Origin of the sequence: Geomicrobium sp. JCM 19037 (genome assembly GCF_000698105.1) — a bacterium.
GTDB lineage: Bacteria > Bacillota > Bacilli > Bacillales > Marinococcaceae > Geomicrobium_A.
In genome coordinates, this window is record NZ_BAWZ01000011.1 from 46026 (window position 1) to 71269 (window position 25244).

The following is a 25244-nucleotide window of genomic DNA, read 5'->3' on the forward strand; positions in this document are numbered from 1 at the left end:
GAGGCGAATATGAATGGATAGGACAAGCAGTTTTATGCTCTCCTTATTTGAATTGGTGCTGAATACATAGGGGGGGAGAACAATTGGTATTTATATAAGTTGAACCAAAGAAATTCGCTGAATTCGATGACCTAGATCGGTCTTTACAAGCAAACGCCTACCGGTTGTCTGGTGAAGTGCATTTGACATCGACAATTTCGTTGCCGATCGTTGTTCGCCACTGCAAGGGCTGGGGGTAAGACAGAAAAAGTTTGCTGAAGGGTAAACAGACGTGACCTAGGGTCACCACTTGGCACAAGCATGTGATGACCTGTCACGTATGTGACAATCCAACCCTTAAACCGGCCACTTTCGAGCTTCAACGGTCACATATATCGCGATTTGTGACCGTTGACTCCGTTTATGTGCGCATCCACGTTTAAAACGATGATTTTTCCTTTCCAAACTGTCACAAATATGAACTTATGAGACATTTGGGCTTCTTTTTCTACGCCCTAGCCAGTAGGCGGAAAAATGAACCGCGTCGCCCTTATTCTCTGGAGTATAAAGAAAACACGGTGCAGATGTTTCGCCATTGATGTTGCACTTGTGCTCTGGAGTACAAGCATCGGCCTGAAGTGGAAAGCAACCGCCAATAGAGCAAATTAGGAAAATCTTAAGTTCATTATATAGAGAAAGTCGTCTATTTTTAGGTTTTGCTCATATTCATGTTGAGAGCTTCAGGATGCTCATTCCTGAAAATGGATGTAAATATAAATGGCTAGTCAAAGGATCATTTTCTTGGAAGCTCGTTCTTTCAGAGGATAGAGACGCAAAATGCGATATGCTTTGAGGAAGCTTATCGCATTTTGATGATTGGTATTATCATTTGAATAATCGTGTTTATGCATTGCGTTCGTACGATAAATGTAGGCGTGTCATGAACGATGAACTCGGTGTTGAACCGACAGCTGAGCTGCAACGAATGCACGAATTATTAAAGATGGGAGAGGTGTTAACATGTGTGTCATTCATGGACAACAAGTGACAATCGAAAATGGTGAAACATTGTACATCCGAGAACGGGAAGGGGGAGAGGTGCCTGTTCTTTTCATTCATGGGAATATGACTTCTTCAAAGCATTGGGATGTGGTTCTCGAGAAAATGGATGCTTCGTACAAACTGTATGCGATTGACCTTAGGGGATTTGGCAAATCAACATACAATCAGTCATTTCAATCTCTAAAAGAGCTTGCCGACGATGTGCATGCGGTCGTGGAGAAGCTTGGTGTCCAGCACGCGTCGGTTGTTGGTTGGTCTACAGGTGGAGGTGTGGCGATGCAACTTGCAGCCGGATACCCTAAGTTTGTCGATCGTCTAATACTGATGTCCTCGCTGTCGACGAGAGGGTATCCGTTTCAAGATCATGAGGGGAAGCGATTGAATACGAAAGAGCAGATTGAAAATGATCGGCTGCGCACAATTCCTACGCTACAGGCTTACAAAAACCGAGATAAATCATTTCTTAAAAAGGTTTGGAATGCAGGCATTTACACGAACCATCAGCCTGAGCCTGAACGTTACGAAGAATATTTGGAAGATATGCTCACACAAAGAAATCTTGTCGATATTTACTACGCAAACAATCATTTCAACATGAGTAATACGTATAATGGATTGGAAGAAGGGACAAAGGAAATCGAACACATTCAAGCTCCTACCCTAGTCGTTTGGGGGAAGATGACTTAGTCATCGTTCGATCCATGACCGAAGAGATCATAGAAGATTTCCAAACGTTTAACAAAGATGTACACGTGAGCTACTTACAAGATACAGGGCATTCCCCACCCATTGATCGACTAGAGGAGCTCATCGAGACATTTGAAAGATTTATAGCAAACGAGTAAAAATATAAAATGTATCGCTTTTTTCTTGATAAGCGAAGGAGCATTCACGACATTTGTAGCCTCTTTTCGAGAACCTCCAAAGATAATAGAAAGTCATAGATATAACGGCATTGCTAATGAGTACGTAAATTATACGACAATGACTTCTCCAACAAATTTATAGAAACACTTGAATGGCCACAAATCGTCGTGTTTGTGACCATTCACTTAGTAAAAACGATCAGTGTTCACAATTTGAAAATCGTATAACGGTGTTTTGCTTGCTATAAATAGAAGATCCCATCAAAGGCCATTGGTGGGGTTTTATTGATTGAGTACCCATTTTAGATGGACTGCCTAAGTATAATTTTTAGATAAGTTTAACTAAATAATTTCTTCAAGAACCAATGGTAAGCTTCGTAAAGTGGAAACTGTGCTCAAGTTACGACCGAACTGTTCTCAAGTTGAGGAAAATCGCAGGAAAAGCGATATATTCCCATAAACTAGGGAACAGATTGAGCGAACTCGGTAACAGATTACCGGATCACTTGTACATCTTCGCCCCGAAGTACACACAAGCTGTCGGCGCGGTTCGCGCGAACCGAGTCGGATTTGGCTTCGACCGCGCTCAGGCCGATGGGTTGCTCGCTTATGGGCATTGAATCTGCGCTCCGGTTGGAACAAACTGCGCAGGAGTTTAGCGGAATGAGCGCAAAAATCGTTAAACTAGGCAAACTAGCGCTACCCTTGCCAACCCAACACCAAACAGCACAATTTAGGAAAACGTTACGTTCATCCCACATAGATCGGACCCGATGGTTCTCGTTAGCGAGTAACGTAGATAGTGGTGCACTATTTTCAATCACCTCTTTTAGTGAGCTGTGATTAGTCATTTACGACGGTAATGCTCCCCACTTCTGTTTGTAAATCTAACTTCGGAGCGTCACCAGAAGGTTCGATATGTGTAATGGCATCTGTGTTAACGACACCAACCGTCGTTTGTACATGACTCTGAATCAAGTCCGGTAATTCTTTTACTGCAACGGTGATGCTTCCAACGCTTGAGCGCACGGTCACGTCGTCAACGAGTTCTTCCATGTCTAAATGAATGGCGCCTACTTCGGTCTCGGCTTCAATTTGACTATTTAAGTTCGTACCTTGGATGCTTCCGACATCAGAGTAGAAACGCCAAGCTTGTGACGAGACATTCTGAGCTTCAATGTTGGCAACAGAAGTTGAAACGGTCACAAGCTCCAAGTCTACATCGGGTACATAAACATTCAGTGTGTGCCTCTCTGGAAAGATGCTGAACAATTGTACGCGCGGTTCTCGGTCCATAACGACTTCTAACGTGGCATCGTTTAAGCGATGTTGAAGCTCTACATGGTTCCTTTGCATCCGCATTTGGCTGCCTTCTAAAGCAACAAGAATTTCATCATCGTCATGGGGCCTAATTTGAATACTGCCGACGTCAGCTTGGATATGAAGGCGATCAATATCTTCTGTTGCGTACGTATACGATTGGTCCATATCTTCAAATTGAAAGGGACTCGTTCCGGCAATGTATTGTCCAACATTTCCAATAATGGAGATGAGAATCATGCTACTGGCGGTAATCACTATCGGCTTAATACGTATCATTTAGACTCACTCCTTACCATTCTCAAATTAAATTTCACGTATCGTAATATTAAGCTGTACATCCACTGGATGAGCTTCATCGTGCCAATGCCTAGCAAAAGCCCGACACCGACATAGCCAATCATAAGAAATCCTTTATTCCAATAGCTCTGACCAATCCCTTCTTGGATGAGCAGCAAAAGGGGAGAGATGACGAGCGTTCCTGCTGTAATTAGAAGAGCAATCGGGATAGATATGAGTGCGAGTAATGGTCCTAAAATAAAAATTAGATTAAACAAGCCTAAGGAAACAGCGGCAAAGACGGCTTTGGATACGCTTTTGTACGTCGGCTTCTGTTCAGCGGCAGTTAATTGATATTGAGCTCGAATTTCTTTCGCTGTTTTTTCTGGGGGACCTAGCCGGTCGGCAATCTCTTCTTCACTCCGCCCTTCTTCCATGCCAAGCACGAAATGTTCTTTATAATCATTGATGAATTCCTCTTGCTCGTGAGCAGGTATATCCTTTAAGTGTTGTTGTAATACGGATATATATTGATTTTCAGTCATGAGAATCCTCCCCGTGAATAATTTCTTGAACCCTTGTGTAAAATGTCCATTCCTTTAGTAATTCGTCTTTTAAAAGCAACCCTTTCTCTGTAATTGCGTAATATTTTCTTGGAGGCCCTTCTTTGGATTCAGACAAGTACGTCGAAAACAGTTCTTCCTTCGTCATTCTGCGAAGCAGTGGATAAATTCCACCCTCAGATATTTCGAATTTCTTTGATATTTCTTCAACCAATTCATACCCGTAACGGTCTTTATGAGACGTGAGGATGAGTACGCATAACTCGAGCACACCCTTTTTGAATTGAACATTCATTGTTATCACCATCGCTTTAATCGGTACTGATTAATGAACAGTACTGATCGATATAAAGTAATAATAATCTGATAAAAGAATCTTGTCAATAAAAAAACGTGCAACCGCACGTTAAAGTAATACGAACAATAAGAGGACGACAACAAGAATGCCCATCGTTAGATGGATGGATTGTAGAAGACTATCATTTGTACGAGAGAGAAGAGAGGTGAGGAGAGAAAAGGTTAAAAAGATAAAGATGAAGACGAAAGTAAGCAACCAATGAGATTGCATGGAAAATGAAAAGAGTTCAAAGCTAACTATAAAACCTACGGTTAGAATTATTAAACCAACCGATGATACGAGTGGCACTTTGGACCAAAAAGCATGATCAAACAATGACGGGTCTTTCTTATTTTCAATGATGAAAAGCGCGTACACAACGAATACGAACACAATCAAAAACAATGCTGATACCGAACTAGGGATCACCGTACCGTCTGGGGAAAAGAACACATTCACGATCCATTGGGAGATGAGGTGTGCAAACGATAACCCTGTAAAAAGGAAGATAAGTATAATGAGTTGGTACCACGTCCACTTAGAAAGTATGAATATCCTCTCCTTTATAGTTGACTAATACGAGGGTAACATAGGATAAAAGATTTGCAAATTACGAATTGTTCGACTAAAATCGAACTATACTATTCGATAGGAGTCGAACGATATGCGCATTCAGTCTGAGTGTAAACCTGTGATGGAATTTCTCCTTAGTTTGAGACTATTTAGAAATCGTACGCATCAAAAACGGTTTGATCTTAATCAGAAATGGAAAGAGGAAGTGGGAATGTCTTTTTCTAAGGAACAGCTGGAGTACATCGACACAGACGCGTTTGAACAGTCGTTGCTATACTTGGATCAACACTTGTTGTTAAGTGATGTACAACCTAAAGGAATTATGGAGTTCTTACAACAGATTAAGAGCGGGCAGTGGCCAGAGAACCATCCTAGAAATCCGTATTCCATTCAAAGTGGTGGAAAAGAAATTTATGAAATTTTGCGCGCGTGGTATGATGGGTATTATCACAAAATTGAGGCAAGAGTGACAGCGGGGTTGTGGACGCAAAAGCAACGTGCCGACAAAATTATTGACAAATACCCACTGGTACAAGCTGTTGAACATGTGACGAATGGCATTTACTTAGAAGATATAAAAAGTCGCACCGTCATCCTAACGCCCCACTATCATTGGCGTCCAATTGTGTTATACAAAGACTATGAGGATGTATCTTATTACGCGTATTCAGCAGATGATCTTGTACTATTCCGTGAAACGATTGCTCCTTATTATTTAAGGGTGCAACAAGCACTCAGCGATGAACGGAGATTAGCGCTTTTGCGACTCCTAGTTGGAACTACTAAGAGTTTTGGAGAAATTCACGAAGAGATGGGCTTAGCGAAAAGTACGGTGCATCACCACATCATCACACTCAGAGCTGCAGGCTTAGTACGAGTGCATTCTACATATGGAAAAAATGATCGGTATTCTTACAGAGAAGAAGGGATGGACGCCATGACGCTTCGGCTCCAGCAATTTTTGCATGGAGGTGAGCAGTCATTATGAAAGTCTATATGAGTCGGTCTTTCGTCATTCTCTGGATTGCCCAGTCTGCATCGGCACTCGGGAGCACGTTTACGACGTTCATTATCTCTTTTTTAGTCTATCAATTATCGGATTCATTAATTTTTATGAGTCTTACTTGGATCCTCTTTACCGTTCCAAATATTATTATGAACCTCATAGCAGGTCCATATATTGATAAGTTGCAATACAAAAGTGTCATGATTTTCTCTGAGCTCATGCGGGCTCTAGCGATTAGCGTAATTCTTGTTTTTTCGGTAACGGGTGGATTGACCATTGGATTGTTATTTGCAGCGACGGTTGTTTTTGGACTAGCAGAACCACTGTTTCGTCCTGCTGGAATGGCGTATGTGGCGTATCTACTCCCGAAATCGAAATTGCAACGGGGTAATGCGCTGTTGGAAGGAACGATGCAGCTAACAATGATGCTAGGTCCAGCTTTAGGAGGGGTATTGCTCGCGTTTCTCGGACCCAACTTTGTTCTCATATTAATTACGAGTGTACTAACGGTTTCCGGAGGGTTGCTGCTCTTTTTAACGAAAATCCAAAGAGAAAGGTCAACGGCTGGAGAACGGTGGTTCCAAATGTTTAAGGAAGGGATTGGCTTTTACCGAGTGTTCCCGGTGTTGTTTTGGATCGGCATTCTCATGTTGACCATTAATTTTAGTACAGGTGCGGCACAACCAATGTTTTTACCGTATATCCTTGAACACATCGGTGGAACGGAACTTCATTACGGAATATTCATGTCTCTTTTTTCAATCGGGATGATGCTTGGTTCTGTTACGGCGGGCATATGGCAGTCTCCAAAAAACTTGCGCGTAGTGATGTTAGGCAGTCTCACGTGTTCGGGATTTGCGATGGCAACACTAGCGTTTACGACAACGATTTGGGTCGCTTGGGTCGTGTCGGCGGTCCAAGGATTTATCGCCATGCTTTTTACAATTAATAATACGACGTTTTACCAAAAACGAGTGCCAGAGCATTTGCGAGGTCGTGTATTTGCGGTCAGAACAATTTTGGCACAAGCAGGAATTCCTTTAGGTGCAGGTGTTGGTGGGTTACTTGCAGAAGCTTACAATTTCACGGTGTTATTTATTATTCTTGGAGGATTAATTCTGCTCTCCACAATACTTGCGTGGAGTCATAAGATTTTCTATGAATTAAACAAAGAACATACGATGGCGAAAGGGGTCTCTCATGGAGATTAATCATATTACGTTTTCAGTTAGTCATCTAAAGAAATCTATCGAATTTTATGAAACGGCACTTAATGCAAAGATTCTGGTAGAAGGGGAACGGATGGCCTACTTTGATTTATCCGGAGTTTGGCTTGCGTTAAATGTTCAGACTAACATTCCGAGAAACGAAATTTCACATTCATATACACATATGGCCTTCACCGTCACACCTGAAGAACTCCAGATGAAAAAGGAGATATTTACAAAGATCGGAATTTCATTCGACGAAGGTAGAGACCGGGATAAAGAACGTGAAGGGCATTCCATCTACTTCTCCGACCCAGACGGTCATCGGTTTGAATTTCATACAGGTAGTAGAGATCAGCGAATTGAATATTATAAGGAAGAAAAGAAACCGATGCGTTTTTTTGAAAATGATGACAATCAATGACGTAATCTTTATCGTCCTTCTCTGCTCATTTATTGTGGCAGCTGTAGACTACTTACTCGGTTCAAGACTAGGGCTTGGCCATAAGTTTCATGAGGCATTTCAATTACTCGGCGCTTTAATGATCATTATTGTTGGCATCACTACGATCGCGCCCATCATTGCGACGTCGCTTCAATCAATTGCGGACCCACTTTATGGATTTACAGGTATCGAACCGGCGGCAGTGATTAACACGTTTATCGCCATTGATATGGGTGGTTATGCGTTAGCCGAGGCGCTTCACTACAATGAGGATGCGAAGGTTTTTGCATGGGCGCTTATTGGAACGATGTATGGTCCAACCATTGCATTTACAGTGCCTGTTGCACTCGGAATCATTGAAAAGCAAGACACCCCGCACTTTATTCGAGGTATTCTTATAGGCATTATGTTTGCTCCTATTGGGTGTCTAGCAGGTGGTTGGGTGGCTGGGTTTTCTACAGGCATGATGCTGAACAATCTAATCCCAGCGATCGGGTTATCTGGATTTATACTTTTAGGTTTGACGTTCAAAGCGTCATTGGTCATTACTCTTTTTACGATAATTGGCAAGGCCGTAACGGTTGTTGCAGTCTTTGGGTTGATGTTACTCGCCATCGATACATTGTTCGTCACGGTCCCAAACATCGCACCGTTACAAGAGGGAATGGGGATTTTAGGACAAATTGTCATTGTATTGGCGGGCGCTATGCCACTCGTATATGTGATCTCAAAGGTGTTAGAAAAACCTCTGCAAACGGTGGGGGCGAAGGTTAACTTGAACAAAGAAAGCAGTGCGGGACTGCTCGTATCTTTAGCACATGCAATTCCTGCATTGGCAATATATAAACATATGAATGAACGGGGAAAGGTTGTTGTAGCCGCTTTTTGTGTGGCGGGGGCATTTATATTTGGTGGTCATCTAGGGTTTGTCGCAGGGGTGAGCCCTGAACATATGACAGCGATGATCATTGGCAAAGGAACGGCAGGTTTATTTGCCATCGCTGGTGCATTGTATGCCACTCGCCATACGAGCCAAACATTGCCCGGGAAATAATAGTGTATGAGGTGATTTGTGTGAGAGAACTTCCATTGCCGACGTCAATTCAAGAAAAAGAGCAATTTTACGCTTCAGTAACAGAGCAACTGCTTGCAGATTTTTCGGGGGAGATCATTGCGATTGGGTTGTATGGCTCGATGGCTACACGCTCGGCTAGCCGTTATTCAGATATCGAAATGCATGTGATTATTACTGACAACTGTACGCTAAAAGAGCACGAATTCGTTTATCCACCGTTTAAGCTTGAGTTGTCTGTAGCAACTGAGCAACAGTTTCTAGAAGGAGCAAAAAAAGTAGATGACAGTTGGGCAATTCGGACTGGCGTGTATATGAACATCCTGCCACTGCACGACCCAAGTGCGCTTTTCAAACGAGCTCGTCAGTTGCCACTTCTTATTGACGAACAAGACATCCGAGCAACGATGCGAATTTTTATGATTTGGGAGCCGTATGAAACAATGGGGAAAATTCGCGGCAACATGGAGATGGAAAACTTTCATTATATACCAATCGGGGCATATGACTTGGTTTGGCAAACAGCGAAACTCATAGGGCTGTGGAACCGGATTTGGTATAGCACGCGTGCGAAAACGTTTCAAGAAGCTCTTGCAGCAGATTCGATTCCGGAAGGGTTTGAACCATTAGTTTCTCGCATTCTAACAGGCAAGTTAGAGGACACAAAAGCTGTTTATGCATGCTGCGAAGCGTTATGGGAAGGATTGAACATATGGTATGAACAATTAGGTATACAGTATATTGAACGAGAAATGCCGCAGTTTAAATAACAAGTGGAAGTTGCAATTCAGGATTTGGTCGTATAGAGTGCGCAATAGAAAAAATGGAGGGTTCGCATGCACTGGATAACAATCTTGCAAATCATAGCAGCGCTGGCGGTGACTGCACTAGGCTCGTGGCTTTTTTATCGAAAGTTCAAAGATGTTTACATCGTTCCTGGGATTATGATGATGGTGTGGTTTTTAATTGGTGGTGGGATGTACATTGCATTCATGCTGTTAAGTGATGCGACGTGGTTACTTTTCGCGTTCCCTACGCTTATATTTGGAATGATCGTATGTGCGGCTCTTATGATTATTAGTTTAATCGCCTCACTCGTTGTACGTATACGAAAGATTAAAGAAAAAACGTCTTAATCATAACCCTCAGATCATTTTGGCGCATTGATCTGAGGGTTATCTTTTGCGGTTTAGTTGTGATTGCAAATTTTGAATCTTCCAGTTTACGTGATTGAGCTCTGTACGAAGTTGCTCAAGTTTGTTTTCTAAATGTTCCGGTGCGACTTGACCATCTCGTAGTAGAAGTGAGTTTTCAGCCACTTGTGATTGAAAGGCAAAGCCGGTAGCTGCCTCTGCAGCACTTGTGTTTTCTGTACGAGAAGCTACTTCACGAGCGATTTGTACACCAATCAGGCCGAGAAATGAGGACGTGGTATTCAGGATTGACCCAAAGTAAATCAAGTCCTCCGATATTTGAATGAGCTCGGCATCTCGCTTGATTGCCCGTTTTTATTTTGCTGATTTTTGCTCATTCGACCACCTCACGTTTCTGGTTACTATTGTATGAGAAAGGTGGGCGGTCTGTGCACTGGATACGGTTAAATCGTTTTTCCTTGGATAGCGGGCTGTTTGAACGAATAAAGCGCAAACCCAAGCGCTAAAATGACGAGTACGCTGCCTGCAAGTGGAGTAGCTGTTACCGACCAGCCATTCACCACAAGGCCTCCTACGCCAGAACCGATCGCAATTCCAAACTGCAATGCCGATGTGTTCACACTTTGTTGAATGTCTGACGTATCGGGAGCCGTTTTGATGAGATAGCCTTGTTGAGCTGGAGCAATGGACCAACTGAGCATGCCCCATATGACGACAAAAATAGCGAATAGTACTAACGAGTTGACGGCGAATGGCATGGTGGCTAATACGATAAAGAAGAGAACGGTAAAGATAAGTACCGTTTTTTCCGGACCGATTTTGTCGGTGACAAAACCACCGATGCCCCCTCCGCTCACGGCTGAGATGCCAAACACGAAGAATGCAACACTAACCCAAAAAGGTTCAGGATTCATCGTCACATTGAGAAACTCTGCAAAATACGCATAAAACGTATAGTGTCCAGCTAACACAAGCAATGTGACAAGATGTGCTGATGACAGTTTCGTGTGGCGTAAGGAACGTACTTGCTCTCGAACAGTGCTCACTTGTTCTGGTTGAATGGCGTCAAGAAACTTCATAATAACGAGCCCTGCAACAAGTGTTAGAAGCGCAATAATTAAAAAGAGGATGCGCCAACCATAAGCTTCACCTATGACGACACCTAACGGGACACCGAGCACTAATGCAGAACTAACCCCCATTGTAATAATTCCAATCGCTCTAGACTTATACTCTGGTTTTACAATTTTGGGAGCAATCGTGAGGGACAATACGATAATGAGCGAGGCGCTCATCGCCGTAATTACACGAAAGATCACGAGCACGGCATATGTCGGGCTTAAGAAGGCACCGATATTACTTACGAAGAAAACAGCAAGAGCAATTAAGTATAACCTTTTGCGCTCGAACCGACTCGTTAACGAGAGAAGCACAGGCCAGAAACGGCAAAAACGAGTGCAAAAATCGTAATGAGTTGTCCAGCTGCGCCGACAGATACGCCAAGATCTTCAGAAATTATCGGCAGAATTCCGCCGATAATCAATTCCACCATACCGACAACAAAGGCAGAAACAGCCAATACATATACTTTAAAATTCATATAAAAGCCCTTCTTTTTTGCGAAAATTAATCCAACTTTTTCATTCTAACGCAAAACATTTTCAGATTCAAAAGGAATCACAAACCGTCAATGTTCGCTCAGACAATTTCCTTTCAATACAAAAAGGCTGTTCTTAAAAGCCGGTCAACCGACGATTAGGAACAGCCTTTATACGCTCTATAAAATGACAGCCGCGAGCCAACCGAAAATGACAAGGGGTATGTTAAAGTGTAAAAATGTCGGTACACACGTATCCCAAATGTGGTTGTGCTGGCCATCCGCATTAAGACCCGCAGTAGGCCCTAATGTACTGTCTGATGCCGGTGCACCTGCATCACCAATAGCACCAGCTGTTCCGATTAATGCAATCGTTGCAAGGGGACTAAAGCCCATCGCTGCACAAATCGGTACGAACAAAGCAGCGATAATCGGTACGGTCGCAAAAGAAGAACCAATCCCCATCGTGATCAGAAGCCCGACTAGAATCATGACGATGGCAGCTAGCCCTTGGCTGTCTCCCATCCAAGCTGTGGAAGCATCGACGATCTGTTCCACATGCCCCGTTTCTCGAATCACTTCAGCAAATCCAGCAGCGGCAATCATAACAAAAGCAATAAACGCCATCATTTTCATACCATCGGTTAGAAGTGCGTCCGATTCTTTAAAACGAACGTTTCTGCTAAACACAAGAATAATGAGTCCGGCAAGACCTGCAAAAATCATGGACCCGTAAATGATTTGAACAATAACTGTTGCAATGACAGCGAGAATCGCAAAAATGATGGAGTATACCGTGTAAGACACCGGTTTGTTTGTGTTATCACTCTCGATCGGTACGTTTTTATACGTTCGTTGCTTACGATACGTAATAAAAACAGCAACGAGTAGTCCAAGGAACATTCCAGCTGTAGGTAACAACATTGCCAACGACATCGATGAGCCGGCAGGGTCCATTCCGTTCAATTCCATGTTTTCAAGAACAATATTATGGAATAGTGCCCCGAATCCAAACGGTAAGAGCATGTATGGCGCCTTTAGACCAAACGTCATAATTGACGCAACCGCTCGGCGGTCAATTAGAAGCTCATTTAACACTTGTAAAATTGGCGGAATGAGGATCGGAATAAAAGCAATATGAATGGGAATAACATTTTGTGACATACAAGAGATTAAAAAGATGACGAAAAGAATGAGCACTTTCGGCAAAGTTTTTGACCGCGATTCTCCTTTTCTGCCAATGAGACGAACAGCCCCATCAACGAGCAACTGTGGCAGTCCCGTTCTAGTGAGCGCCACTGCGAAGGCACCAAGAACAGCATAACTAAGTGCAATTTCGGCATTTTCTCCGAGGCCTTCGCTGAAGGTAGCAATCGTTCCTTCCATGCCGAGGCCGCCGAAGAGCCCACCAGCCAAAGCACCTATAATGAGGGCAATGACTACATGTACACGCATAAGGCTTAGAATAATCATAAGTAAAACAGCAATAATAACAGCATTCATGAGAATCACCCTTTGATTACTTTAGCTCGATAAATCACTAATGAACTAAAATGTAATCTATCATTTCATAGCAAGACTGTCAACCGTGTATGCTTTCATCAGACAGAATAGTTTGAATTAATTCGTTTCTGTATTCTTTTTCGTTTCACGTATGTGCCGCCAGACACTTCACGAACGTGATGGACGACGATGAATGCGTTAGCGTCAATTTTTTCAACGATCTTTTTAGATAGAACAGTTGAGGAGTCGGTACGATAATGTACATTACATTTCGCTCTTGTTGTGTATAAATGCCGTGCCCTTTAAAAACGGTAGCACTTGCTGTCATTTTTTGAACAACTTCTTCAGCAATTTCAGGTGCTTTGTTAGAGACAATATTCACTGCCCGTCTCGTATTGACTCCTTCTAAAACAAAATCAGCCGCTTTCTTTCCGATAAATAGCGCAATGATGGTGTACATCGTATACACAGGTCCAATAATAAAAACTCCGCTCAGGACGATCATGAGGTCTAGAATAAAGTTCGTAGCTGTAAGATCGAAACCGAAACGAAAATTCAGCATTCTAGCAATAATCGATGTACCACCCATGGAGCTACGTGCTCGGAAAATAAGCCCGAATCCAGCACCTGTTAAGATCCCTGCAAAGATTGCAGCAAGTAGCGGATCGTTAATTGGAGATCCTAGGCCTTCTGTGAGAAAGATAAACAAGGAAAGTAGTGGGATGTTCATGAGCGATAACATCACCATACGTCGTGGAAGAAACCGATAACCGATGGCTAGAAGAATGCCATTTACGATGAATGTTACGAGTGCGGGTGATAAATTGAGGCCATAATAGAGTAGTAATGAAAGTCCAGCAACTCCTCCTTCAGCAAGTTGATTTGGCATTGATAATAGTGTGATGGACATGGCAAATAATAAGGTGCCCATCGCCATCACGAGAAAATCTTTAATCGTATTCACCATTCTTCACCTCCATTAATCATGATCATCATAACACTTCCACTGTGACAATATTCGTACATTTCTTTATTATGGATAATAAGATCAAGAGAGGAGTGTGTATCATGAAAGCAGTCGGATTTTATCATGATGGAAACTTGGAAGATGTTACCGTTCAACAACCTGAACCTGCGGAGCGTCAATTGCTCGTAAAAATCAAAGCGGTATCCGTGAACCCCGTTGACACGAAACAATTTACGGCTGGTGTTGGTCAGTTTGAAGAGCCACGAATTCTTGGTTATGATGCGGCAGGTGTCGTTGAACGAGTCGGTGATGGGGTCAAACAATTTCAAGAAGGCGATGAAGTGTACTATGCGGGTGATGTCACAAAGCTTGGCACGAATAGTGAGTACCATCTCGTGGATGAGCGTATTGTGGCGAAGAAACCACGGTCGTTATCTTTTTCCGAGTCAGCTGCAGTGCCTTTAACGACAATTACTGCTCGGGAAGCTTTATTTGATCGAATGGGTGTTAAGAAACAACGAGAAGAAAACGCAGGGAAAAGGTTGCTAATTGTCGGGGCAGCCGGAGGCGTAGGCTCAATGGCGATTCAGATTGCGAAGTGGGCTGGTCTTAGCGTTACGGCGACAGCGTCGCGTAAAGAAACGAAAAAATGGGTGCACACATTAGGTGCAGATCACGTGATCGATCATGGAGACATATTAGCTGATGGACAAGGTTTGTATACGTATGTCTTGTGTTGCACTCATCTATCTGACTACTGGGAAATCATTACAGCGGCCTGTGCGCCGCAAGGAAACATTTGCAGCATTGTCGCTGAAGAGCCTTTGGACCTTTCACTACTGAAAACAAAAAGCATTACGTTTAGTTATGAGTTCATGTTTACTCGCTCAATGTATGAAACCGATGACCAAATTGCACAGCATGAATTATTAACAGAAGCTGCGCGGCTTTTCGACGAAGGTGTGCTAAAATCAACGGTTCAAGACGTATACTCACCGATTAATGCTCAGAATTTAACACATGCTCATGAGAAACTGAAAAGCGGGCGTGTGATTGGCAAAATTGTCGTCGAGTCTTTTTAACGCTTTCGCCAAATTGCACGCATATATCCAATCAGAAACCCTGTCTTCATTAAGTTTGACATGCTTTGACTCTGAAAAGACGCTTGGGCAATGGCAAGTGAACAACCTGCCTGAGCGCTTTTTACGATCCTCGTGTGAATCAATTTTTGATGATGCCCCTTACAACGCTCTTTAGGTAGTGTACCTGCTCCGGTAAGGTTGGCCAAATCACCAGCGATGTGGAGAACGCCAAAACTATCGTCCCGATGATAATAAAACCAATTCGGATCGTTCATTAATTGCTCGTTATTGATTCCAATCGTTTCTGAAAAGGATGAAGGCATGGCGAATGCACCGGCATACAGCTTCCCGAAATACGATGAATCGTTACCGGTTAATTGTGTCGACAACTCATTGTCGGAAATGCTCGTGTCGGGATTGATCGGCTTAAAAAGGCAAACATGGAACCCTGCTTGACAAAATCCATATTCTGACAAACCACGTAGCAACGGTTCAATGTTTGTCGTAGGAGCGATGTCAAACGTGGGCGTGAGATTGTGCTGTTTGTAAAAGTCAATTATTTCAGGTAATAATGGCAAGTGACTTGGGCTTAGAAGTCGTACAGTATTGAGGGAAGGGCCTGGGATTTTCTTTACGATGAAAGCCTTTGCGCCTTCAAACACCCCCATTTCTACACCCATCGGGTTACCTGGCTGTTCCATATATGACTGCAGGCGCTGTTGAAGCGTATACGCTTCAACAGCTTCCATTTTTTTACTGAGCTTTGAAGTTACGAGCAAAAGTCTCGCTCCTTTCAAGGTTCTGTTTCCTATCATTGTACTTTACTTTAGAAAACGTTGTTGTAGAATTTCTAGTGAGAGGGTACACTATAATGAGAAATTTGGACTCGTTTGCCGCATCCACATATTGTTCACACGCTTATTTGTGGATTTGCGGTTTTTTTGTGCGAATCATGGTAGACTATATAGAGATATCATCGGCGTCAGAGGAAAGAGGGGGACAATGAGAAGTAATGTAAAAGTGGACAAAACAATGGATAAGGCAACGACGACCTCAACCGCATCTGCCTCCCTATCGGTTCCACGTCAAAGCATTTCAAAAGTCATCGCTGAGACAGTTAAAACAGGGATTGTTAAATCAAATCTGATTGCGATGTTTGCGGGTATAGCACTAGCTTTATATGCCAACCAAGTAAGTCCATTGCAAATGATCCCAGAAATTGTGCTCGCAACGATTGGTTCAGCATTTATTATCGGTGCTGCCGGCACGTTTAACAATGTATATGATCGAGATATTGATAGCATCATGGAACGTACAAAGAACCGTCCTACAGTGACGGGAGTCATGCCTGTACGTACTGCACTTATATTTGGAACGACAATCGCTCTTTTAGGGCTACTCGCTTTATTCTTTGCATCACCACTCGCAGCATTATTCGGGTTTATGGGTCTATTTCTATATGTTATCCCTTACACGATGTGGTCAAAGAGACGGTCGATTTATAACACTGAAATTGGAAGTATTTCAGGAGCAATGCCTCCGCTTATCGGTTGGGCAGCCATTTCAACGGATATGCTTAGCGCGGGTGTACTTGGACTATTTGTCGTAATGCTCTTATGGCAAATGCCACACTTTTACGCGATTGCCATTCGTAAGCATGATGAATACAAAGCCGCTAAAGTGCCAATGCTACCCGTTGTTAAAGGATTGAGACGCACATACGTGCAAACGAACGTATACTTAGTTGCACTTATTTTTGCCAGCTTTTTGTTTATGCCGCTCAGTTTAGGAATTGTGCTCGTTGCACTCCTCTTAGGAGTCGGCTGGTTGTTGCTTAGTGTGATCGGGTATCGGCGGATGGATCCCCAAAAATGGGCGAAATCCATGTTTATTTACTCTCTAAACCATATGAGTATTTTATTTGCAACGATTATCTTGTATTGCATTGTTGCAACGGTATTTTAATGAAAAATAACAAGCTGCCATAAAAGAGCATCATCTTTTATGGCAGCTTGTTTATTGCAATGAATTGTCCTTACGGTGATCCTCTAGTAAGGCATTGCAACCATACGCCCGATTGTGCTTCCACTAAATGGTCATGAACAAAGCCAAATTGCCGATATAAATGAAGAGCAGGTGTATTCAAGCTTCCAGTATGAACGTGTATAGGCGTTTCAGGGATGGAATGGGTGAGTAAATGGTTAACGAGACGTGTTGCGACCCCTTTTCTGAAGTAAGCCGGGAGCACGCATAGCCTCGTAATTTGAGCCTTGTTGACGTCAGTTTCAAAAGCGATAAACCCAACTAGCGTATCATCTTCAAAACAACCGAGAAAAGTTTCCGTACTTGATTGAATCGAATGAACGGTATCTTTTAGATAAGGAATGCCGTCGAATCCAATCACTTTTGCCTCTTCTTCATATGCGGGGCACTGAACCGTTAAGATTTCTTCTGCGATGCCCGGTTCACTCGTATTCACGAATCGAATTTGCAATGAGAGCCTCTCCCTTCATGGGATTTTTCCGAACAATCGATCAATTCACATCATTGTAGCATAGGTTGGCCATCTATACGATTGCCTTTTCGTATACCGTATGTTTCGTTTAGCAAATAGGCGACGATTGAATCACTGAAAAAAATGGGAGAAATTACAGAAAAAAATGATCATTGAAGGAATTAATTAATGTTATGATGAAAGTTACGGAGATGGAGAATGTTGAGGAGGAATTTCTTTGAATCAACCGAGAACTCAATTACAAGAAATTATAGAAGCTGTTGAACATGTCGTAGTCGGAAAACGTGAAGTCATCACACTAACGCTTACTGCACTTTTAGCACGTGGTCATGTACTTATTGAAGATGTTCCTGGTGTTGGAAAGACGATGCTCGTTCGTTCAGTAGCTAAAGCAACAAGTGCCGATTTTAAACGAATTCAGTTTACCCCGGACTTACTTCCATCCGACGTCACGGGTGTATCAATATATAATCAACGCACGCAAGAATTTGAATTCCGCCCTGGACCGATTATGGGGAATATTGTGTTGGCTGATGAGATCAATCGCTCCTCACCAAAAACACAATCAGCGTTGCTTGAAGCACTTGAAGAAGGCATGGTTACCGTCGACGGTCAAACCCATCAACTGCCTGAGCCTTTCTTTGTCATGGCTACGCAGAATCCAATTGAGCACGGAGGGACGTATCCGTTGCCCGAAGCACAACTGGATCGCTTTTTATTCCGTATTCAGATGGGATACCCAAATCAAATGGAAGAACTGGATATGCTGGACCGAACAGAGAATACTCATCCGTTTTCGCATTTGCAATCGGTCATTTCAGTAGATGAAATTGAACAATTACAACAAGAAGTCACCGGCGTATATGTCGATGATTCGGTGAAGCAGTACATCGTCGCCATTGTTAGGGAAACGAGAGATCTTGAAGGTGTCGAGCTTGGCGTCAGCCCGCGTGGTTCAATTGCGCTCATGCGTGCGAGTCAAGCGTATGCTTATGTGAATGGTAGAGAATATGTGCTTCCTGATGATGTGAAATACCTTTCACCATTCGTACTCGGTCACCGGTTGGTACTTCAGACCGATGTATTGGGTGTACAAGGGGAAGATACTGCCTGATTGAACGCGTGTTAAAGCGTGTAAACGTGCCAGCAACCTGGAAAGATAGCGTACGATGAAGTTCAAATACGGGAACTTTTTCGGTCTCGTGTTCCGACTGTTGTTCACGGTCATTATGATTGCCGTGTTATACAGCTATGCCATGTTTCAAGGTGGATTTATTAGTTGGTTTTTATTTTATAGTGTGGTAACCATCGTCGTTCTTGGCATGCTCTCGACCGTCACGCCACTCAAGTTTGTGCAAGTGAGCCGTACGATTCGTGACCAGCAACTTAAGAACGGGGATCATACGACGGTTGAAGTGACCGTAAAGAAAACAGGCCCATTCCCTCTCCTTTATTTAGGCGTCATGGATGAAGTGCCAAAAGGGGTGCGAATTGAAAGTCACCCTGGTGCATTCTTTTTTATGTTGTTTGCCAAAGAGAAGACATACAGTTATGTGGTCAAAGGTGTTAAACGTGGATTGTACCCGTTCGATCACTTCACACTTGAGACAGGGGATATGATTGGATTCTTTCGCCGAAAAGCGATAAAAAAAGTGACGAATGAGCTTGGTGTATACCCGAACCTTGCCACGCTCCCCGATTCGTTTTTGCAAAGGAAGATGCAACCACACCACTTGGCGAAACTTGAAGGCGGTGGACAGGCAAAATCAAGTTATGATGAGACGATGGATTTTTCCAACGTGCGTGAATATGTAGCCGGTGACCGCTTGTCAAGTATTGACTGGAAAGTCACCGCCCGCCAGAACAAGTTAGCAACAAAGGCTTTTGACCGTGAAGAGAGTCGAGGGTATACGGTCATGTTTGATACGAGGTCGGAAGACAATGGTGCATTTGAGTCGGCGATTGAATGGACAGCAGGGCTGGTCGATCATAGTTTTGAACATGGGATTCTAATGAATTTCGCTGCTGTAGGTGAAACTTCTTATACGACGAAGAAAGGGCAAGATCATGCGCATTTACGACACGTCATGAATATCCTTGTCAAAATCACTCCAACAGCAGGTATGAAACGCGCGCCCATTCAAAAAGGTTTCCAATTTCTAAACACGGTGATTTATGTGACCCCTACCCTTCATGACGGTGCCGTTGCGGATGTTCGCAAGCTAAAACAATTGGGGCAGCATGTGATTGTTTTTACGGAAATCACGAAGCAGCGCCGATCCAATTCAAACAGATGCGTATTCCGACAATAGAAATGCCGCTCACTCATCAAACCGATGTACGTCGAGTGTCGAGAAGGAGGAGCAGCTGATGAAAAGTGGGACATCTTTTTTTCAAAACCCTCAACACGTATTTTTGTATCTGCTCACATACATTTTATTGGCTGAGTGGTTATTTCCATTGCCTTATTTTACGGATACCGGATACGTGCACGTATTCTTGTTGTTAACGGCATTTCTTTTTGTTGTCAATGCAATTTCAATGCATTTCTTACTCCGGCTTTTGTTTGTCACAGGTGCAATCTTGTATAGTATGCATACGATTTTCTTTCAAGATGTGTTTTTAGGAATTTCGTGGTGGCAAACGTTCTTATCGATGACGTTTGAGCAAACGCTGCTCATCTTTACAGGTGATTTGTATGCTCTGAACGAAATGTACCGCTCCTTTTTGTTTATGATTCTTTTAGCACTCATGAGCTTTCTCACGTTTTATTGGGTTGTCTACGTCAGGCGAATGATGTTTTTCTTTATATGTTCAGTTATTTATGTTGCTGTTCTTGATACATTTACGCTTTATGACGGCTCATGGGCAATGCTCAGACTGTTCATCATTGGGTTTGTGCTCGTTGCACATCTAAAGATGTCACGGTTATCATTAACGTATATGAACATTTCCATGAGGCATTGGTGGCGTTGGTCGATCGTCACGTTAGTCGTCGTTAGCATTGCAACGACTGCAGCTGTCTCAGCGCCAAAGTTGGCGCCGCAATGGCCAAATCCAGTCCCTTTCATTCAAGCTGCAGGCGGTTTTGGTACGGATTATGATACAGGCAACCGCAGGATTGGTTATGGGGATCATGACGATCGTCTCGGCGGAGGTTTTGAAATGGATGATACACCCGTCATGTATGCATCCGTTGATAACCCTGGGTATTGGCGTGGTGAGTCCAAACATGTGTATACCGGACATGGTTGGGTAACAGAACAACATAGTGAAGCGATTGAAGAGAGAGGCAACGTGCAGCTTTATGGAAATGACACAGAAGTAGAAGAGCAATCGGCGCATGTGACGTATACACCTATGTTTAGCGCCAATGATATGATTTTTACGCAAGGAGAGTTTTTAGAAGCTCGTTCAAATGACAACCTCATGAATTATTATGTAGATTCGGTGAGCGGAAGAATTGAAATGGGGTCGGGTTACAATGAAGAAGCAGGCATGGAAATTGAGTATAACGATGCTGACTTCTCGATAGAACGGATGGAATACACGCCATTAGACGACAGTGATGACCCGGAATCGATTGTGTCCCGGTATTTGCAATTGCCAAACGAGCTTCCAGACCGGTTCGTGAACTTGCCGATGATCTAACATCTGAGAGTGAAAATCGATATGACGCTGTAAAAGCCATTGAGACGCATTTGCGCCTTGAATACGACTATGAAATTGAGAACGTGCCAATTCCTGAAGAAGGACAAGATTATGTCGATCAGTTTTTATTCGACAGCCAAATTGGTTATTGTGATAACTTCTCTACCGCGATGGTTGTGATGCTGCGTTCTCAAGACATTCCAAGTCGCTGGGTCAAAGGGTTTACGTCTGGTGAGCTTTCTGGCACAGAAGACAACCAGAGCGTGTATGAGGTATCCAATTCCAATGCCCACTCGTGGGTGGAAGTGTACTTCCCAGACGTCGGATGGGTGCCATTTGAACCGACACCTGGTTTTGATAATGAATCATCACACGTGTACACGGACATCGAGATTGGGGATACCGAAGACGTGGACCCGATGGACGATTATGATCCTCTATTAGATGAGCAACAAGAAAACGCTGGGCTTGAGGAAGAGGAGGAAGGCGCAGCGGCTGTAAGCGGTGATTCGTCATTCCCGACGGGTTTAGTCGTTGTTCTACTCGGAGTCGTCGTGACCATCGCAGCAACGCTGTTTTTCTTACGGAAAAAACTCATTTATGCATGGATGAAACGAAAACACCGGTCAGTTCAGTCAAAAGGGGACTTTTTGCAAGCGTATGAATCTGTGTTGTGGTATTTGAAGTTTATTGGATTAACACGAGCGAAACATGAAACACTATCAGAGTATGCGTCGAGAATTGATTTTCGTTTTCAAGATGAGCAAATGAGCGTGTTAACGAATGTGTATCATGACTTGTATTACGGAGCTAAAGATCCGGTTCTTCCCGAAAAGACAGATGGTCATATCCAGAAATTGTTTGATTATATTCACAAGAGCAGTTCGTCGTTGCGTTGACCATTCTATCGTATATTGATAAAATTAATCTCGGATTTTAACACGAACGGCAGATAAAACATTCACGAGGTGCGAGCAAATGAATAAGGAAATGAATGAAACGATCGCTGTTTTAGATTTTGGCGGTCAATACAATCAACTCATCACACGGCGAATCCGTGATCTTGGGGTGTACAGTGAGCTCTATTCAAACGAAGTGACGGCTGAAGAGCTTCAGCAATTGGACTTAAAAGGCATTATCTTCTCCGGTGGCCCAAACAGTGCCTATGTAGAAGGAGCACCGACGTGCGACCCGAAGATTTATGATTTAGGCGTGCCGATCCTCGGCATTTGCTACGGGATGCAACTCATGACCCATCATTTTGGGGGCAAGGTAGAAGCGGCCAATCATCGTGAATATGGAAAAGCGATGATTCAAGTTGAGAACGAATCAAAAGTATTCAAAGCGTTGCCGAGTGAGCAACTCGTATGGATGAGTCACGGCGATAAAATTGTTGCCCCACCTGAGAATTTCATCGTGGATGCAACGAGCCCATCATGTCCCGTTGCGGCGATGAGCAACGAAGCCGAGCAACTTTACGGTGTGCAATATCACCCAGAAGTTCGCCATTCCGAGCACGGCGACGCGCTTCTGAAAAACTTTGTGTACGAAGTGTGTAACGCAAGTGGCGAATGGTCGATGGAAAACTTTATCGACATGGAAGTCGAGAAGATTCGCGAAGCCGTTGGCGATCGCAAAGTGCTCTGTGCGCTCAGCGGTGGTGTTGACTCATCAGTGACGGCGATGCTCGTCCATCGTGCCATCGGCGACCAGCTTACGTGTATGTTCATTGACCACGGTTTGCTTCGCAAAAACGAAGGTGACCTTGTTATGGAAATGTTCGAAGGCAAATTTGATATTCATGTGAGACGAATTGACGCCGCTGATCGTTTTCTCGGAAAGCTCGAAGGCGTCAGCGACCCTGAACAAAAGCGTAAGATTATCGGCAACGAATTCATTTACTTGTTCGAAGAAGAAGCATCTAAGCTCGAAAACATGGACTTTCTTGCCCAAGGCACATTGTACACCGATGTGATTGAGAGCGGTACAGCAACAGCAGAAACGATCAAATCACACCATAACGTTGGCGGGTTGCCTGAAGACATGCGCCTCGATTTAATCGAGCCACTGAACACGTTATTCAAAGATGAAGTTCGCATACTTGGAACCGAGCTCGGCTTGCCAGAAAGCTTCGTATGGAGACAACCTTTCCCTGGACCTGGCCTCGGTATTCGTGTCCTCGGTGAAATTACCGAAGAAAAATTAGAGATCGTTCGGGAATCCGACGCCGTCTTGCACGACGTGCTTCAATCCCACGGACTCGACAAAGAGATTTGGCAATTCTTCACCGCACTTCCAGGCATGCGAAGTGTTGGCGTCATGGGAGATTCCAGAACGTATGACTATACCGTAGGTGTACGTGCTGTCACATCGATCGACGGCATGACGTCAGACTGGGCAAGAATTCCACACGACGTGCTCCAAGAAATCTCAACACGAATCGTAAACGAAGTCGCACACGTCAACCGCGTCGTGTACGACATTACGAGTAAGCCACCCGCGACGATTGAGTGGGAATAGCAATGGATGCCCTAAAAACCTTGGTAAAACCGAGCTTTTAGGGCTTTTTTATTCTTCATGGAACAGTTGTGACACACATTGGAATTTATTAAATAGCGGCTAATTTCGTTTTATTATGAATCAAAAAATTATGACTCTACAACTTACAGCTTAATGTGTATACTTATTTTTGTAGGAGAACTGATGTGATTGTATTAGAGGAGGATGTATGTTCCAAGATATACAAGTTGTGTTCATTAATCGAGACGGGACAATGGGTGAAACGGGTCATTTTATCCACCCAAATGATTTTTCACCGTATCCATTCACCCGGAAAACACTAAAAAAGCTAAAAGATCACGGTGTGAAGCTATTTGCTCTAACGAATCAGCACCGGATTAGTAAGGGCGAGGCAACAGTAGCGGACTTTCGAATGGAATTCGACGAGCTGGGCTTTAATGATTCGTTTATTTGTCCTCATAATCCAACTGAACGGTGCGGATGTCATAAACCTGAGATTGGCTTGCTTTTAGAGGCTTAAGAAAAATATTATTTAGATCTTAAAAAGACCGTTATTATCGGAGATGTAGGTTCAACGGATATGTTAGCTGCACATAAAGTGGCGGCTTACAAGGTATTAGTGGCGACAGGTTGGGGCGAGCGATCAAAAAGTGATTATCGTCACACTTGGCTAGAGACAGAGGCTGACTATTATGAAGAGCACTTGCTTGATGCCGTAGATTGGATACTAAAGAAGGGAAAAGGTGCTAAGTAGATGATTCCACTCGTATATGATCAAATTAATCAGTGGGGAAAAGACGATGAATTCTTTTTACAGTTATTGAAAAAGGTACAGCCGAAGAATGTAGCCGATGTAGGCTGTGGCACAGGACGGTTTACAATTCATCTAGCAAGAGCTGGCTACGATGTAACCGCAATTGATCCGAATGCTGAAGCGATTGCTTTAGCGAAGGAGAAAGAACATGCCGCCGAAATAAGCTGGATGATTGGAGATAGCGCCACGCTACCATCAGAGATGTTTGACGTTGTCATCATGACGGCAAATGTAGCGCAGGTCTTTTTGACGGATAAAAGCTGGCAACAAACGCTTGCCGACGTGTACCGCTCTTTAAAACCAGGTGGACATTTTCTCTTTGATACGCGTAACCCGAGCGCAAAAACATGGGAAGTATGGGAACAAGACCAAACCCCTGACCGGGCAGTAGATGAGGCTACAGGGGACCCGCTTGAAATATGGACAGCGTACGATGGTTTTGTTGACGGTGTGTATACGTTCTATGAAACGGTTAAACATGCAAAAACAGATGAAATTCTTGTGCATGAAAAAATGCAATTACTATTTCGCACGGAGGAAGAGATTACGCATTCGTTAGAGCATGCTGGTTTCGCACAGGTGCAAGTTTATGGTGACTTTGACTGGAAAGCAGCAGGAGTGGAAACGAAAGCGTTTGTTTTTCACAGCATAAAGTAGGGCTAAGATTCTAGCTAATCGACCATAATTTGTACTAGTAGGAATAATGAATTTGGTCATCAACATTTTCACAA

27 protein-coding genes and 2 pseudogenes are annotated in these 25244 nt (G+C 43.4%); 19 read left to right on the forward strand and 10 right to left on the reverse strand.

Translation table 11 applies throughout. The features are described from left to right. Positions 1-868: 868 nt before the first annotated feature. From JCM19037_RS28370 to JCM19037_RS25675, 3 genes are all read left to right on the forward strand, one after another. Positions 869-1027: a bacterial transcriptional activator domain-containing protein gene (locus JCM19037_RS28370; protein WP_081829155.1), complete on the forward strand. Its 159-nt coding sequence runs from the start codon at positions 869-871 to the stop codon at positions 1025-1027. Next, positions 1000-1728, forward strand: coding sequence for an alpha/beta hydrolase (locus tag JCM19037_RS08225; protein WP_238544616.1), 729 nt, complete (start codon positions 1000-1002; stop codon positions 1726-1728). Before JCM19037_RS28370 ends, JCM19037_RS08225 begins: the two co-directional genes overlap by 28 nt. A 652-nt stretch (positions 1729-2380) precedes the next feature. Continuing rightward, a complete protein-coding gene (locus JCM19037_RS25675) occupies positions 2381-2527 on the forward strand; it encodes a hypothetical protein (protein WP_193744704.1) in 147 nt (48 codons plus the stop codon). Positions 2528-2750: 223 nt separating this feature from the next. Here JCM19037_RS25675 and JCM19037_RS08235 read toward each other — a convergent pair whose 3' ends face one another. The 4 genes from JCM19037_RS08235 to JCM19037_RS08250 form a co-directional block, all read right to left on the reverse strand. Beyond that, positions 2751-3506: a DUF4097 family beta strand repeat-containing protein gene (locus JCM19037_RS08235; protein WP_042399823.1), complete on the reverse strand. Its 756-nt coding sequence runs from the start codon at positions 3504-3506 to the stop codon at positions 2751-2753. Continuing rightward, positions 3503-4051 (reverse strand): HAAS domain-containing protein, encoded by a 549-nt coding sequence (locus JCM19037_RS08240; RefSeq protein ID WP_042399826.1) that lies wholly within the window; start codon positions 4049-4051, stop codon positions 3503-3505. Before JCM19037_RS08240 ends, JCM19037_RS08235 begins: the two co-directional genes overlap by 4 nt. After that, on the reverse strand, positions 4044-4364 hold the full coding sequence (locus JCM19037_RS08245; RefSeq protein ID WP_042399828.1) for a PadR family transcriptional regulator: 321 nt from the start codon (positions 4362-4364) through the stop codon (positions 4044-4046). Before JCM19037_RS08245 ends, JCM19037_RS08240 begins: the two co-directional genes overlap by 8 nt. Before the next feature lie 111 nt (positions 4365-4475). Next, positions 4476-4859: a hypothetical protein gene (locus JCM19037_RS08250; protein ID WP_042399832.1), complete on the reverse strand. Its 384-nt coding sequence runs from the start codon at positions 4857-4859 to the stop codon at positions 4476-4478. Between the two features lie 211 nt (positions 4860-5070). Between JCM19037_RS08250 and JCM19037_RS08255 the strand changes: the two genes are divergently transcribed. The 6 genes from JCM19037_RS08255 (at position 5071) to JCM19037_RS08280 (ending at position 9846) form a co-directional block, all read left to right on the forward strand. Continuing rightward, positions 5071-5967: a helix-turn-helix domain-containing protein gene (locus JCM19037_RS08255; RefSeq protein ID WP_042399834.1), complete on the forward strand. Its 897-nt coding sequence runs from the start codon at positions 5071-5073 to the stop codon at positions 5965-5967. Then, on the forward strand, positions 5964-7196 hold the full coding sequence (locus JCM19037_RS08260) for an MFS transporter (RefSeq protein WP_152548997.1): 1233 nt from the start codon (positions 5964-5966) through the stop codon (positions 7194-7196). The genes JCM19037_RS08255 and JCM19037_RS08260 overlap by 4 nt, the downstream gene beginning before the upstream one ends. Then, entirely contained in the window at positions 7186-7617 is a 432-nt protein-coding gene (fosB, locus tag JCM19037_RS08265) for a metallothiol transferase FosB (protein ID WP_042399838.1), read from the forward strand. The genes JCM19037_RS08260 and fosB overlap by 11 nt, the downstream gene beginning before the upstream one ends. Then, entirely contained in the window at positions 7601-8692 is a 1092-nt protein-coding gene (locus JCM19037_RS08270) for an ethanolamine utilization protein EutH (RefSeq protein WP_238544617.1), read from the forward strand. The genes fosB and JCM19037_RS08270 overlap by 17 nt, the downstream gene beginning before the upstream one ends. A 20-nt stretch (positions 8693-8712) precedes the next feature. Next, positions 8713-9480, forward strand: a complete 768-nt coding sequence (locus JCM19037_RS08275) for a kanamycin nucleotidyltransferase C-terminal domain-containing protein (RefSeq protein ID WP_042399841.1) — start codon at positions 8713-8715, stop codon at positions 9478-9480. Between the two features lie 66 nt (positions 9481-9546). Next, positions 9547-9846 carry a hypothetical protein gene (locus tag JCM19037_RS08280; protein WP_042399843.1) on the forward strand — a complete coding sequence of 100 codons (300 nt, stop codon included), beginning with the start codon at positions 9547-9549 and terminating at the stop codon, positions 9844-9846. Positions 9847-9885: 39 nt separating this feature from the next. Here JCM19037_RS08280 and JCM19037_RS08285 read toward each other — a convergent pair whose 3' ends face one another. The 4 genes and pseudogenes from JCM19037_RS08285 to JCM19037_RS08300 form a co-directional block, all read right to left on the reverse strand. Then, positions 9886-10170, reverse strand: a complete 285-nt coding sequence (locus JCM19037_RS08285; RefSeq protein WP_042399847.1) for a hypothetical protein — start codon at positions 10168-10170, stop codon at positions 9886-9888. Between the two features lie 137 nt (positions 10171-10307). Beyond that, positions 10308-11464 (reverse strand): annotated as a pseudogene (locus tag JCM19037_RS08290) (MFS transporter). Positions 11465-11641: 177 nt separating this feature from the next. Continuing rightward, entirely contained in the window at positions 11642-12964 is a 1323-nt protein-coding gene (locus tag JCM19037_RS08295) for a Na+/H+ antiporter family protein (protein ID WP_042399850.1), read from the reverse strand. A gap of 145 nt (positions 12965-13109) precedes the next feature. Continuing rightward, the gene (locus JCM19037_RS08300; protein WP_238544618.1) at positions 13110-13931 is read right to left on the reverse strand and encodes a YitT family protein; all 822 of its coding nucleotides are present in this window, start codon (positions 13929-13931) and stop codon (positions 13110-13112) included. Between the two features lie 101 nt (positions 13932-14032). On the opposite strand from JCM19037_RS08300, the gene JCM19037_RS08305 reads away from it, so the two are divergent. Continuing rightward, a complete protein-coding gene (locus JCM19037_RS08305; RefSeq protein WP_042399854.1) occupies positions 14033-15013 on the forward strand; it encodes a zinc-binding alcohol dehydrogenase family protein in 981 nt (326 codons plus the stop codon). On the opposite strand, the gene JCM19037_RS08310 is transcribed toward JCM19037_RS08305, so the two are convergent. Further along, entirely contained in the window at positions 15010-15792 is a 783-nt protein-coding gene (locus JCM19037_RS08310) for a hypothetical protein (RefSeq protein ID WP_042399857.1), read from the reverse strand. The two genes, JCM19037_RS08305 and JCM19037_RS08310, sit on opposite strands and share 4 nt — an antisense overlap. A gap of 223 nt (positions 15793-16015) precedes the next feature. Here JCM19037_RS08310 and cyoE point away from each other — a divergent pair, with 223 nt between their 5' ends. Further along, the gene (cyoE, locus tag JCM19037_RS08315; protein ID WP_081829156.1) at positions 16016-16978 is read left to right on the forward strand and encodes a heme o synthase; all 963 of its coding nucleotides are present in this window, start codon (positions 16016-16018) and stop codon (positions 16976-16978) included. Between the two features lie 70 nt (positions 16979-17048). On the opposite strand, the gene JCM19037_RS08320 is transcribed toward cyoE, so the two are convergent. Then, a complete protein-coding gene (locus JCM19037_RS08320; RefSeq protein WP_052363702.1) occupies positions 17049-17507 on the reverse strand; it encodes a GNAT family N-acetyltransferase in 459 nt (152 codons plus the stop codon). Positions 17508-17745: 238 nt separating this feature from the next. On the opposite strand from JCM19037_RS08320, the gene JCM19037_RS08325 reads away from it, so the two are divergent. From JCM19037_RS08325 to JCM19037_RS08355, 8 genes and pseudogenes are all read left to right on the forward strand, one after another. Then, complete coding sequence (locus tag JCM19037_RS08325; RefSeq protein ID WP_152548998.1) at positions 17746-18642, forward strand: MoxR family ATPase; 897 nt, start codon at positions 17746-17748, stop codon at positions 18640-18642. A gap of 55 nt (positions 18643-18697) precedes the next feature. Continuing rightward, positions 18698-19840, forward strand: coding sequence for a DUF58 domain-containing protein (locus JCM19037_RS08330; RefSeq protein WP_042399859.1), 1143 nt, complete (start codon positions 18698-18700; stop codon positions 19838-19840). Between the two features lie 58 nt (positions 19841-19898). Beyond that, positions 19899-21179: a hypothetical protein gene (locus JCM19037_RS08335; RefSeq protein WP_042399862.1), complete on the forward strand. Its 1281-nt coding sequence runs from the start codon at positions 19899-19901 to the stop codon at positions 21177-21179. A 38-nt stretch (positions 21180-21217) separates the two neighbouring features. Then, positions 21218-22078 carry a transglutaminase domain-containing protein gene (locus tag JCM19037_RS08340; protein ID WP_238544621.1) on the forward strand — a complete coding sequence of 287 codons (861 nt, stop codon included), beginning with the start codon at positions 21218-21220 and terminating at the stop codon, positions 22076-22078. Positions 22079-22157: 79 nt separating this feature from the next. Beyond that, positions 22158-23699, forward strand: a complete 1542-nt coding sequence (guaA, locus tag JCM19037_RS08345; protein WP_042399866.1) for a glutamine-hydrolyzing GMP synthase — start codon at positions 22158-22160, stop codon at positions 23697-23699. 208 nt (positions 23700-23907) lie between these two features. Further along, positions 23908-24219 (forward strand): hypothetical protein, encoded by a 312-nt coding sequence (locus JCM19037_RS27045; protein ID WP_238544619.1) that lies wholly within the window; start codon positions 23908-23910, stop codon positions 24217-24219. 15 nt (positions 24220-24234) lie between these two features. Beyond that, positions 24235-24453 (forward strand): annotated as a pseudogene (locus tag JCM19037_RS27050) (HAD hydrolase-like protein); the annotation flags it as partial. Next, complete coding sequence (locus JCM19037_RS08355) at positions 24454-25170, forward strand: bifunctional 2-polyprenyl-6-hydroxyphenol methylase/3-demethylubiquinol 3-O-methyltransferase UbiG (RefSeq protein ID WP_042399867.1); 717 nt, start codon at positions 24454-24456, stop codon at positions 25168-25170. Positions 25171-25244: the final 74 nt, after the last annotated feature.